We start from the raw sequence: 12,821 nt of genomic DNA, 5'->3' as shown, positions 1-12,821 counted from the left end.
GTGCTTTATGCAAAACCTCTGGTTTGTCTTTTACGGAAACAACTGGCGATGCCGTAACTCGCTTTTCTTTCAGCGGTCGCTGAAGTCATGAAGGGTTGGTTTGGCTGCCGACAAAAAGGAGAAGAATATGACTCGGCAGTTTATGCTGACACCAACGTCGATGGCGGTTGTATTAGCTTTATCAACGCCAAATGTCTTGGCTCTGGAAGATGAAAATATAGTTGTGATTGGACAGCAGCAAGACAGTGCAGTTGGTCCTGATTTTAGTTATCTTGGAGCGAAGAGTCGGGCAGCGACGAAAACTGATATTGCCATCAATGAGACTCCAAGAGCGGTGTCTGTTGTTACGCGAGAGCAAATGGATGATCGTGCCTCTATTAGCATTTCTGACGCGCTACAGTACACACCAAGCATTCAAACTAACTATTTTGGCGAAGATAACAAGCAAGATTGGTTTATTATTCGTGGTTTTAAACAGGCGAACAGCGGGTTGTATCAAGATGGTACCCGTTTATATTCTTCTGGCTTCTATAGTTGGCAAATAGATCCGTTTGCGTTAGAGAGGGTTGAAGTTTTACGTGGTGCAGCGTCTGTTCTTTATGGGCAAAACCCTCCAGGTGGGGTTATCAATGTTGTCAGTAAGCGACCTCAATTTGATGGGGGGTCAGGACTTGTATCTTTGGAGTACGGTTCTGAAGACCGTAAACAACTTTCTCTTGACGTAAACTCTGAGGTGAGTGAGCAGCTAGCTTTCCGCTTTCAAGGGTTAGCGAGAAAAAATGGGACGAGAATTAGTGGGGTAGAAGCAGAGCGCATTCTTCTCTCTCCATCGATGACGTACAAATTTAATGAGACGTCTGAAATTACCTTTCTAACGAGCTATCAAAAAGACGACTCAGATCCTTATCTGCAATTTTTGCCAGTTGAAGGAACGTTAACGCCAAACAAAAATGGAAAGATCAGTGATAGTTTAGCGATAGGCAATCCTAACTGGGAGACGTTTGAGCGTGAGCAGGTGTCTTTAGGCTATGAGTTTTCTCATGCATTTAATGATACCACTTCATTTGTTCAAGCAGCTCGTTACAGCGAAATGGATGTTAAGCTAAGACAAATGTATTCGTACGTTTACTCGGCTGACGTGCCTGCGTTGGGGCCGGCTTTGGACCCATCAAATGAACGCAAAACCATACTTCGGGGTGCTTCAACAGAAGATGGGTCATCTGATGCTTTTAATATCGATAATCGTTTGATGCACCAAGTAAATTGGGGAAGTGTTGAGCATAACTTGATGTTGGGCATAGATTTTCAAATGATCAGTATCGATGGTAAAGATTTTGCCAATGACCCTATCGTTGCTAATGGTAATGCATTATTAAACACACCAATGGGAGCTTTGCCCGATCCTAGGTTTAATGTATTTAATCCTACTTATTCGGATAACATAATGTTACTCGATCCGAATATGCTACAACCATTGAGCGAAACCGATAAGCAAAGAACGAAAATCGATAATCAGCAGCTCGGCGTCTACTTTCAAGATCATATGCTGATCAACGATAAATGGGCGATGTTATTGGGCGCACGTTACGACGATACAAGTAATGAAGTACATAATGTTACCACGGGTGCTCGCACGAAAGTCGATAATGGAGAGTGGACGTTTAGCGTGGGAACGGCTTATATTTCTGATTCTGGCTTCACGCCATACTTTAGTTACTCTCAGTACTTTGATCCAATTATTCAAGAAGACAGCAATGGTAAGTCAGCGAAGCCTGAAAGCGGTGATCAATTTGAAATCGGTATGAAATACCAACCGGATTCATTTGATGGTTATTTCAATATTGCAACGTATCGGGCAACAAAAGAAAACTTGGCTCGTATCTACTTGAGTGAATTAACGCAAATAGGAAAAATAGAAAATAACGGCGTTGAGTTTGAAGCTGTAGCTAATGTGACACCATCCTTAACATTGATCGGGAACATTGCGTACGTTGATGCAGAGATAAAAGAAGACATCAATAAGGCATGGGTTGGCAAAACACCTTCCCAAGTGGCGAATACCGTATCATCAGCTTGGGCACATTATCGTTTCTTTGATGGACCTCTTGATGGCTTTGCTGTTGGCTTAGGCGCGCGCTATACAGGTGAGTCATACGGAGACAATGAAGAGAGACTAAAAGTACCAAGTTATTTCTTAATGGATGCGACGGTCAGTTATCGAATCGGCGATTACAAGCTACAAGTCGCAGCTAAAAACATCGCGGATAAAAAGTACATAGCGACATGTGATGGCTTTTGTTGGTATGGCGACCGACAAAATGTTATTGCAAGTTTAACTTACGACTGGTGAGTTAACGTATAAATAAACACCCCTCACTTTAGGGGTGTTTATTTAGAAATCGGCTTTACGGACAAAGTGCGGGTTTTTGTACTTTTTCTGCGGGCCAAACGATGATACGACAAGTTTGTTCCATAATGTTTTGTCAAACTCACCCTTTGGAATCGAAGGGTAGAGGGTTTCCTCTTCTTCTCTTGCAAAGTTCATATATTGTTTCTTTTTAATTTGATTGTACTTTTTGGCGATCTGGTTATGTTTTCTTACCCACTCCAGCTTGTAATTGTGGAGGACTTTTTCACCATCTTCGAGACTCATTCGAGATAGGAACAGTCGCTTGTATGAGACCTTTCTGTCCAGCATTGTGCGCATAACGGTTTGGATATATTTACCGTGATGCGTAATGGTAATGTCGTTTTCATCAATAGGAGTGACACACCAGCCTTTAGGTAAAAAGTCTGGCTTCTTAAATTGCTTATTACGCTCCATTAGCGCCTGATGTAAAACTAAATCAGAGGTGCCGCGGAACGTCTTTTGCCATTTACCGATACGAATTTGAATCGAACCAGGCAAGCGATAGATGTTAGTAAACTTATCTTTGTCCATGGACTTGTGTCATGAGATTAATGTGCATAATTAGAAAGCGGAATTCGGCCCAATGCCACAGGCAGTAGACTTAAGTACCGTACGATTTTACAACGACCTTGCGTGATATAGCGAGGGGTTATGTCAATAATAGGTAAGAAATAGAAAATTAGTTCACATTATGAAGAAATTGGAAGCTAACAAGGCTAGATTTTGAAGTTACACCAATTATGCCCATACCAACTAAATAAAAAGAAGGCACGGGCATAAAATCACACCGCTTCTTCGAGTTGCTTGGTGTCTTCTTCAATCTGTTGTAGATGTCGGTTTGCTTGCTGTAACTGATACATTTGAGCATAACGACCATTTTGCGTTAAGAGTGCTTTGTGTGTGCCTTTCTCGACTAACTCCCCATGATGAAGAACAATGATTTGGTCTGCATCTAAGATAGTTGAAAGCCGATGAGCAATAACAACGAGCGTCATGTCTTGTCTGAGTACCGCCAAGCTCTTTTGGATTAAAGCCTCTGTTCCTGAGTCAATATTTGCGGTTGCTTCATCTAATATCAATATCTTAGGTTTTACCACAAGCACACGTGCTAATGCCAAAAGCTGTTTCTGACCCGCAGATAAATTAGTTTCGCCTTGACCTAACTGCGTGTCTAGCCCGTTAGGGTAACGATGAATTTGTTCTGCCAAACCAACCTTGTCTAACGCATCCCATATTTGATTGTCATCAACCGCCCGACTGAGAGAGATGTTTTCTCTGACTGAAGCAGGGAGAATATGTGGATCTTGTTGAACCATTGCCACATCTTTGCGAAGTACGTCTTTCCCTAATGTTTTAAGTGGACGACCATCTATGAGCAGTTCACCACATTGAGTTGGATAAAAGCCCATTAACAGTGACGCTAATGTGCTTTTACCGCTTCCTGTATGCCCGACAAGCGCGATAAAGTCTTGGTGGTTGGCCTTCAACGAAATGTCTTTTAGGACGTCCTGTTTACCATCGTAGCTAAATGTGAGGTCTTTAAGTTCGATAGCACCTGACCTTAATGGTTGATGATCGCCCCCGTAAGTTTGTTCTTTCGCATCAATCAATTCAAAAACACGTTCGCTTGATACTAACGCCTGCTGAAGTAGAGCAAGTTGCTGAGTCATCTCAATTAGTGGTTCAGTAACTCGCGCAAGATAACTGATAAATGCATACAGTACCCCCACACCAATCAACTCAATACCATTAAAACCAAAGATCGCAACCAAGCAAAGCAACGCAAGACCAGCGAGTAAGTCCATTAATGGTCTTAGCAGATAGCCGTTTAGCCGAATCACTCGTTTAGATGCCACCAGATGCTCTGCGGTTAGCTCGTTGAACTGTTTATTAAAACGCTCTTCTTGTTGCATTAATTGGATGACACTCATCCCTTGAATGGATTCACTCAGATTCGCATTTATATCGGTCAATAGGTCACGCATCTTTCGGTAGCTTTCTGTACTTAGCTGCTTAAACAAGTACATAAAGCCGATGACGATCGGCAGCAATACAAGCACAACGAGTGTGAGCTTCCAACTCATGAAAAACATAACGCCAAGCATTACGACAATCATGACCACGTTTTTCACCACGGTCGCGATCAAAAGCTCATAAAATTGCTGTAAAGATTCCGTATCGTTGGTGATTCGCGACACCAATTTTCCAGCAGGAGTGTAATCAAACGCAGATAACGGCTGCTTAATCACGCCAGAAAATACTTGCTTACGAATCGCTTTGATCGTGTTAGCCGCGACAATGCTAAATTGCAATGACTGAAAATACTGGAATGTTGCCGATACGATCTGAAGAGCGATATAACCTACTGCTAGCGAAATCAGAACATTTTGTGAATAGTCACCTTTAGCGATGTGCTCATCAATGAAATATTGAATCAACCAAGGGCCGCCAGCGCTGGCTAACGCAGCAATAAACAGCAAGGCGAGTCCTTTAATCATTGGCTTTGGTTGAGATAATGGGTAAGACATTAACCGTTTAAACGTGCTGGTCTGGTTCATTCATTATTCCTCCATCGCCTGCTCTAGTTTCTGATACTCGAACATCTCGGCGTACCAGCCTTTATGCGCTAATAAAGCGCTATGTTGCCCACGTTCAGTAATGTGTCCGTGATTCAATACAATGATCTCGTCTGCTGCTTCCAAAGCGGTGAGGCGGTGCGCAATAACGATTAGGGCTTGATTACGGTAGTATGTTTCTAAATTCTTAAGGATTTGATGTTCGGTCCGTCCATCAACAGCGGAAAGTGCATCGTCCAAAACCAACACTTGAGCATTCAGCAGCATAGCGCGTGCTATCGCAATACGTTGTTTTTGCCCGCCGGAGAGTGTAATGCCTTTTTCACCAACTTCTGTTTGATAGCCTTCAGGAAACTTTTCAATATCGTCATGTATACAGGCTAACTTTGCTGCTCTATAGACTTCTTCTTTCTCTGCATTAGGGTTGCCTAAGGCAATATTGTCGAAGATAGATTTGGAGAATAGAAACGGACTTTGGTTAACGACAGCAAAACGGTTGCGCCACTGTGGTAGTAGGGCATCCTTGATCTCGACATCACCGAATTTAATTGAGCCGTTTTCTAAATCATGTTGACGCAAAAGTAGTGTTAACAGGGTCGATTTTCCGCTTCCTACCGGCCCTGCAACTCCCAACATTTTTCCGGGTTCCAGTTCGATGTTTACTTCCGTCAAAGCGGGCGGTAAATCACTAGACCAATGGAAATCGTCGATATCAATTTTTAACGGAAGTGGTTTATTTTCTATTGGCTTATTGCCACTGATAATTTCTGGCTTTTCATCAAAGATCTCTTGTAATCGATTCCATGCAGCAGAGCCTCTTTCTAAAATGTTAAATAGGAATGCGAATGCCAGCATCGGCCATATCATCAACCCTAAATACATCGTAAATGCGGTCAGATCACCAAGCGTGATCTCACCTTTATCAACAAGGTAAGCACCAGCAGCGACACTAAGAAGGAAAGAAAGACCGATGGTTAACTGAATTGCCGGGTCAAATCTAGCATCGACTCTTGCGACAGCGATGTTCTTTTCGCCAGTATCATCCACAACCTCTTCAAAACGTTGCTGCTCTTGGTTTTCTAATCCGAAAGCACGCAGCATTCGCACGCCATTAAGTGACTCTTGTGTCATGTCTGACATGGTAGAAAAGGCTTCCTGAGCGACACGAAAGCGTTGATGTAGGATACGCACAATAAAGAAGATGATGATGGCAAGAAATGGCATTGGAAGAAGCGCCATTACGGTGAGCTTCCAGCTTACTTGCGTTACCATAATGATTAAAACCGCAATACCAGTGATCAAAGAGTCTGCGGCGGTTAAAACCCCTTCGCCGGCTGTCATAACGATATTACGCACATCATTAGTGCCACGAGCCATCAGATCCCCCGTCTTGTAACGTTCAAAAAAACGAGGTGGCTGTGTCGATAAATGCCTATATAGACGGTTACGTAGAATGGTCCCGAGCTCCCAGCTTGCGCCGAAAAGCCAAATTCGCCATAAGATGCGACACCCATAAATAGTAAAGATCAGTACAGTTAACCCTGAGAGCCATAGAATCAGCGTATTTGTATCTAAAGTGTTGTCTACGACGCCGTCAACTATGATGCCAACTGCTTTGGGCGGAACAAGCTGTAGTGCTGATATCACAGCGAAAAGCAGAATGGATCCGACATAGTGCCTCCACTTTTGTTGGAAATACCAACGTAGCTGCCAGAATATTCTCATTACGCCTCCCGCTTTAAATTATTGAATTTGTTATAGAACTATTATTGAGCGAAATGATGAGTTTACAAGCACAAGTTATAGGCGGGTTTAAAAACGATAGATTGTTTCAATTATAGCCATGTGTCGGCGCAAATTACTGGTTTTATCTCTATGAGCTAACTGTGCGACGACATTATGTGAAATAGTTGTTAATGGTGGTTTTGGAGCCATTACCTTGCAATAACGATGAAGACACCAAAAGTAAAAGTGTTACTGCCACTCTCTATGGGAATTAGCAATCGTCAGTTTGTATTTTGTATTTCACTTGGCCACCAGGAGTTTCTGGGTAGTAAACTTCGACATAACACATATGTTCTGGACCAACAGGCTTGTTTGCAAAACCAATAAGGAAGTAGGGCTCGTCTGGACTGTCTACCCCGTACCAAGTGTTAATAGTGAGTTGTGGATCAAAGCCTGCTAGCTCTTTTGCTGGAATAACATTTTTGATAAATCCAAAGTAACCAATTAGGTCGTTATGGCCGTCATTATCTAGATCAATGTTATATTTTATGCCGCCATCTACTGTCTCTTGAGATTGAATCACTGCTTTGGTGTAGACAAAGTTGTTGGCGGTCATGAGTGCTTCTCTGGCTCCATATAGAACCGCTACTCTGGCATCTTTTTGTAAGTCAAGAAATTTAGGAAATGCAACGACGCTTACAATACCAAGAATGATGATGCACACAATGAGTTCAATAAGAGTAAATCCTTGAGAGCGACGCACAGCCTTTCTCCATGTTTTAGAAACGAATAGGCGGCTATTCTGATATAGAAACTTTCAGGTCAAGTATTAAAAAAGAATGATAGTAAGAGATCGGGATTGCAAATCTCAAATATAAAACAAGTTGCTTATTTTCGAGATGAGGAGTGATTTTGATAAAAACCAAGGAATGAACTCGAGAGGATAAAATCCTCCCGAGTAAAGCGACTAAGATTCGTGTGTCAGATCACTGCTGTTACGTTTAAAAATGAATCGCCAAATAAATAAGACAATTGCGATGTAACCTAATCCTACCCCAAGCGCTTGCCAGTGCATGCCGTTATACATCGCGATTGGCATCAAAGAGATGATGAAGATGTCAGTGATTGAGCCAGGGACATAAGCGATGGCGTAATCATCAAGCACCTTGCTACGCATTTTTGGATCAACAATACGAAGCAACGCAATACCCATGGCAACCGTACCGGTTAACCAACCCCAAGAGAAAATGCCTTTCTCGAACCAATCTTCTCCCATGATACGTGGGGCAACCCAGAAGATTAGCCATAGTGTGAAGGCGATACCGCCGATTGCAAGCACTACCATCGGCATTAAATACTGGGCTAAGACGGTAATCTTGATGGCTGAGATACCAAAGATAATCAAATAATCGGTACTGATGCCCGCAGCGTGTTTGAATGCACCGTCACAAAGATAGCGTGAAGCCTTCGTTTGTTTTGCGATGATTCGCACAAGCATGCCGCCAAGGAAGCCGGTTACGAACGTAGGAATTTGTACCTTATCGTGGAAAGAAGATAAGTAGTTAGCCGCTACATACGAGAAAGCCGTTACCACTACAACCAACGCCGCGTGAATCGCAAAAGAATCAACCGACAGGGAAGACATGGTGTCTTTCATTACCGGCGCTTGATCATCAGGCTTAACGAGCCCCTTGCGTTCGTGTTCATCCATGCTATCGAAGGTCGTAAAGCTACGAATCCAACCCATCTTCAATGCGAATTGCAGCATGAGCATGCCGACAGAAATTGAAATGAAAATACCCACGGTTGCGAATGTTAAGCCAAGTGTGAAGCCATCTTCCCAGCCAAGCCCCGTGAAGATTTCACCAACAACAGAGGCAGACCCGTGACCACCCATAAAGCCCGCAGACATTGTCACACCAAAGCCGGGATTAATCTCTGGCCAGAAGAAGGTTGTGAGAACTAGACCAAACATTGCCGCAAACAACCACTGAGAAACAGAAGCGATTTGGTTAAACGCCCACAATGAGCCAGCACGCTGTGCGACGGTTTTAGGTGATGGAACATCCGTTGCCAGACCTAACGCAGAAAAAAGTGCAGCAGTTAATAGGCTTGCGTTAGCGGTAAACGTATCGGTCCAAGGCAGTACGTCTAACAGGGCTGGTCCAAAAATTAGACCGAATAATCCTGCGAGAACCGCCGATGGAATGTACATACGCTGTAGTAATGGCGCGTGAACGCGAATGACTTTTGCCAAAATCAATAGTAAGCCAGCGATGGCTAAGTCAGTCAGCATTAGACCTTTAGGCATCTTATCCTCCAGTAAATGCAGTCAAGGGGTAGCGTCCTTGTGACCTACCTTGAATAAAAATCTCTCTCAAGCCAAAAAGTCACATACGTGACTAAAAGCGTTGAGAAATCAATGTCGTTTTCATAAGCAAAGGAATGTGCTTATGCAATTTGAAATGAGTGCAAATGTCGTGATTGCGCACGAACTTGAAGAGAAATTTGATGAAATTTCTCGATGTTATTTTGATAGTTCACTCAGGAAAGGCGGCAATCCTAGTCACTTTGTCAGAGCAATGCAATTGATGGGAATCAACAAATAGTGTTCACTAAATGAGCGTTCTATACTAACGGACTGAAAAATAAAGACAATTAACAAGAAATAATATTTGTCATATCGACAATAAAAGTTGATTGAGTGGTTAAATTGTCGCCGCTTTATGAGGTGGCGTTACGGATTCACATGCGAAAGAACAAAATCAACCAAGGTGCGGTTTTTAAGGGAAAGCTGTTTTGAACGGTAAAGCAGGTGGATCGGTTTTGGCTTGGGAGCATGTTGCTGGAGAATTTCTACCAAGGCACCAGATTGAATTTCCTGTTCAACTAAGATCTTTGGCTGCAGAAGAACACCAGAGCCTTTTAACGCGGCAAACTTAAGTACATCGCCATTATTAGATGTTAATCGGGTGTTGCTGTTTCCAAAGGTATTAGATGGCATGTTCACCACTTGTTGGCTTTCTCCTTGGTGATACTGAAAACCCAAACAATGATGATGTTCAAGGTCATCAAGCGATTGGATAGGGGCATGTTGCTCAAGGTAAGAGGGTGAGGCGCAGTAAGTCATGTGGTATTCACCCAATTTTCTCGCGACTAACGACGAATCGACCAATTCACCGATTCGAATAATCACGTCAGCTTCGCTTCGATATGGGTCAATCAAATTGTTATCCAACATCAGCTCAACGTTCAAATCGGGAAATTCAGCTAAGAAGTCAGCCACGACAGGAGCAATGACCTTTTTGCCATACGTGACAGGGCAGTTAACTTTTACTGTTCCGGTGGGACGGTTGATCAGCGTCTGGATCAGGTTCTCTGCGTTGGTGATGTCTTCAATAATGCGGTGGCACTCTTGGTAGTAGAGTCTACCGGCTTCGGTCAGGGACTGTTTGCGCGTGGTGCGATGAATCAGCTGTGTACCTAAGCTTTGCTCAAGAAAGCTCACGTGCTTGCCAACCATGGTCGGTGAAATATCAAAGTGGTGTGCTGCATTACGAAAGCTGCCGTGTTCGACCACGTAAGCGAAAACTTTCATGCTTGTTAATTTATCCATTGCACACCCAGAGTTGATAAAGAAATAACTAAAGCAGAGTTTATCAATCAAACGAGGTTAATTACAGTGGGCGTATGATTAAGAATGGAGAAAGAGATCCATCATGAATGATACGATTTTTGTTACCGCCGAACTGAAAATGAATGCCGATAAGCCAAGACAACAAGTAGTTGAAGCCATTGAACAATTTTGCCTTGATATGCAAAGCGAAGCGGGGTGCTTGCAAGCGAATGCGACCTACGATTCTAAAGATCCACAACGTGTGATTCTTTGGGAGCGATATGAAAACCGCGCCGCGATTGAAGCGCATTTTGCTATGCCGCATACACAAGCGTTTATTGCGGCTGAAATGGCAGAGTTAGTTCAAGCATTCGAAACCCAAGCTCAATAGGAGAGGCGAACATGAAATGGGGTATTTTAGGCACAAGCTTTATCTCAGGTGTCATGGCTGAGGCAATCCAAGGCGATGACAAGAGTGAACTGTACGCGGTTGCTGGGCGTTCGGAGCAGAACTTAAAGGCATTCGCTGAGCAATATGGCATCGAGAATACGTTCACCGATTACGATGCGTTGATTGCCGACGAGCAAGTCGACATTATTTACATCGCACTGCCAAATCACCTTCATCATGACTTTATCGCAAAAGCGGCTGAGCAGGGCAAAGCGATCCTGTGTGAAAAGTCACTGTCGGTAGATATGGAAAAAACCGAGTTGGCACTAAAAGCCGTCGAAACGCACAAGGTATTCTTTGCTGAGGGTTTGATGTACTTACATCACCCATTGATCAGCGAGTTGGTTTCTGTGCTTAAATCGGGAGAGATTGGTGAACTTCGCTCCATCCACACGTCTTATATTGCGTCGATTGCGCAGTTTGTTAATCCAGACAGTAAAGGTGCTTTGTATAACTTAGGTTGCTACCCAATGTCATTGGTGCATTTGGTGGTGAAAACCATGTTGGGTGAACAAGCCTTTGGAAACCGCTCTATGACGGCGATTGGTCGACGAGGTAACGATGGGAATATCTGTGAATCGAGTTTGATTATGCAATTCGGTGAGCAACAAACGGCGAGCGTACACACCGCCGAAGATCATGGATTGAAACACCAATTCACTATTCTGGGTAGTAAAGGCAGTATTACGTTAGACTCGAATCCATGGCTACCAACGCAAGACAACCAGTTTAGTGTGGAAATTTACGAGACGTCGAAGCGCGAGGTGTCTGTATCGGCAGCTGGAGACGCTTTCTTCTATCAAGTGCGCAATATTCGCCAAGCGGTTGAAGCAGGGCGTACATCGTTAGAGAACCCTTGTGCAACATGGGAAGACTCTCACCGTATTATGCAGCTACTGACTGAGTGGGAATCACTGGCTTCAAAGTAAGCCTGTGTTTAGGTGAAATAGACCAATGAAAATAAAAACGGCGCACTAACAATGATCAGTGCGCCGTTTTTATTTTGTGTTCAGTCTGGATTAAATGCGATTATCGCCGGTGCTGAACGCAATGATTTGGCTGATCTCAGACAGGCTTCTGCCACTTTCTTGCTGCCATTGAACAAACGCTTTGTTGGTTGCATCGAGCGATTTTTTCGTATCTTTGCCACCTTCAATGATCTTGCAATTGCGCAGGTAAGCCTCGACGTCGCTAGACAAGATGAAGGTATCAACGCCCATTTGACGAAGTGTGTAAGGGCCAGTATTTCCGCCTAGGCGATTACCGCGTTTCTTCCAATACGCCCACAGGTCGGTGATTTTATCTTGCGGCCAATCGGCAACCATTTTGCCAAACGAGCCGTATTCGATTTTTGCTTCGTGGATCATACGAGCGTTGGCAGGAATCGACATAACTTTAGTGAGGTGGCGAATGATGCGTTTGTCGGTTGCTTTGGTTTCCCATTGCTCATCTGACAGCATTAATAGCGGCTCAATCTTAAACCCAAAGAACACTTCTTCGAAGTTCGGCCACTTGTTGCGAACCACACTCCACGAAATCCCACTTTGGAATACTTTCATCGAAAAAGCGGCCAGCCAACGGTCGTCGGGAATCGCTGCCAATTCTTCTTTACTTAATGGATGAGACAAAAGCGCTTCAAGTTGATCTTCACCACCTTTACGCTCAGCAGCACGCTGATAAATCGCGTCAAATTTTTCGATACTCATAAAAGAAGTTAGTCCTAGTTTATGTCGATATTTGCGAAACATACTACGCTTAAGTGGCTGAATCGTAAATTGATGGAGTGTCACAAATGAAGAAGGTCACATTAACGTTTGTCGGAGAAGGTTCGGATCGTATTGCGGAAAAATTCTATGCGTGGATGACGGACGGTGGGTTAGAAGATAGCATGATTGAGAATTTATCTGACCGTGAAATCTCAGTGGTCGGCATCAGTGATATGGATAATGAAACACGTGATGTGGTGATCAATACGGAAATGAATTAACGAGTCGACTTTCGTCAGCAAGCAGAATCAGATAAAACAAAGCCCTTCTCATGAAG

12 protein-coding genes are annotated in these 12,821 nt (G+C 43.5%); 5 read left to right on the top strand and 7 right to left on the bottom strand.

Annotated features, from left to right (window positions below):
• Window positions 1–127 precede the first annotated feature (127 nt).
• Window positions 128–2,350 carry a TonB-dependent siderophore receptor gene (locus UQW94_RS15565; RefSeq protein WP_322142374.1) on the top strand — a complete coding sequence of 741 codons (2,223 nt, stop codon included), beginning with the start codon at window positions 128–130 and terminating at the stop codon, window positions 2,348–2,350.
• A 42-nt stretch (window positions 2,351–2,392) separates the two neighbouring features.
• Here UQW94_RS15565 and UQW94_RS15560 read toward each other — a convergent pair whose 3' ends face one another.
• The 5 genes from UQW94_RS15560 to UQW94_RS15540 form a co-directional block, all read right to left on the bottom strand.
• Entirely contained in the window at window positions 2,393–2,941 is a 549-nt protein-coding gene (locus UQW94_RS15560; RefSeq protein ID WP_005377712.1) for a hypothetical protein, read from the bottom strand.
• Window positions 2,942–3,192: 251 nt separating this feature from the next.
• The gene (locus UQW94_RS15555; protein WP_169644495.1) at window positions 3,193–4,968 is read right to left on the bottom strand and encodes an ABC transporter transmembrane domain-containing protein; all 1,776 of its coding nucleotides are present in this window, start codon (window positions 4,966–4,968) and stop codon (window positions 3,193–3,195) included.
• Window positions 4,969–4,971: 3 nt separating this feature from the next.
• Window positions 4,972–6,711, bottom strand: coding sequence for an ABC transporter transmembrane domain-containing protein (locus UQW94_RS15550; RefSeq protein ID WP_025998567.1), 1,740 nt, complete (start codon window positions 6,709–6,711; stop codon window positions 4,972–4,974).
• A gap of 271 nt (window positions 6,712–6,982) precedes the next feature.
• Window positions 6,983–7,474, bottom strand: a complete 492-nt coding sequence (locus UQW94_RS15545) for a type II secretion system protein (protein ID WP_005389069.1) — start codon at window positions 7,472–7,474, stop codon at window positions 6,983–6,985.
• A 204-nt stretch (window positions 7,475–7,678) separates the two neighbouring features.
• Entirely contained in the window at window positions 7,679–9,022 is a 1,344-nt protein-coding gene (locus UQW94_RS15540) for a sodium/glutamate symporter (protein WP_322142373.1), read from the bottom strand.
• A 142-nt stretch (window positions 9,023–9,164) separates the two neighbouring features.
• On the opposite strand from UQW94_RS15540, the gene UQW94_RS15535 reads away from it, so the two are divergent.
• Window positions 9,165–9,320 (top strand): hypothetical protein, encoded by a 156-nt coding sequence (locus UQW94_RS15535; RefSeq protein WP_192947914.1) that lies wholly within the window; start codon window positions 9,165–9,167, stop codon window positions 9,318–9,320.
• 128 nt (window positions 9,321–9,448) lie between these two features.
• On the opposite strand, the gene UQW94_RS15530 is transcribed toward UQW94_RS15535, so the two are convergent.
• Window positions 9,449–10,327, bottom strand: coding sequence for a LysR family transcriptional regulator (locus tag UQW94_RS15530; protein WP_322142372.1), 879 nt, complete (start codon window positions 10,325–10,327; stop codon window positions 9,449–9,451).
• 103 nt (window positions 10,328–10,430) lie between these two features.
• Here UQW94_RS15530 and UQW94_RS15525 point away from each other — a divergent pair, with 103 nt between their 5' ends.
• Both UQW94_RS15525 and UQW94_RS15520 read left to right on the top strand, forming a co-directional pair.
• Window positions 10,431–10,718, top strand: a complete 288-nt coding sequence (locus UQW94_RS15525; RefSeq protein ID WP_115385959.1) for a putative quinol monooxygenase — start codon at window positions 10,431–10,433, stop codon at window positions 10,716–10,718.
• Window positions 10,719–10,729: 11 nt separating this feature from the next.
• Window positions 10,730–11,707 (top strand): Gfo/Idh/MocA family oxidoreductase, encoded by a 978-nt coding sequence (locus tag UQW94_RS15520; protein WP_322142371.1) that lies wholly within the window; start codon window positions 10,730–10,732, stop codon window positions 11,705–11,707.
• Between the two features lie 90 nt (window positions 11,708–11,797).
• On the opposite strand, the gene UQW94_RS15515 is transcribed toward UQW94_RS15520, so the two are convergent.
• Window positions 11,798–12,484 carry a DNA-3-methyladenine glycosylase I gene (locus UQW94_RS15515; protein ID WP_322142370.1) on the bottom strand — a complete coding sequence of 229 codons (687 nt, stop codon included), beginning with the start codon at window positions 12,482–12,484 and terminating at the stop codon, window positions 11,798–11,800.
• 86 nt (window positions 12,485–12,570) lie between these two features.
• On the opposite strand from UQW94_RS15515, the gene UQW94_RS15510 reads away from it, so the two are divergent.
• Window positions 12,571–12,765: a hypothetical protein gene (locus UQW94_RS15510; RefSeq protein ID WP_005377692.1), complete on the top strand. Its 195-nt coding sequence runs from the start codon at window positions 12,571–12,573 to the stop codon at window positions 12,763–12,765.
• The last annotated feature ends 56 nt before the right edge of the window (window positions 12,766–12,821 follow it).

Origin of the sequence: Vibrio sp. PBL-C16, from assembly GCF_034321865.1 — a bacterium.
Taxonomy (GTDB): Bacteria; Pseudomonadota; Gammaproteobacteria; order Enterobacterales; family Vibrionaceae; genus Vibrio; species Vibrio alginolyticus.
This window is presented reverse-complemented; position numbering and strand designations above follow the sequence as displayed.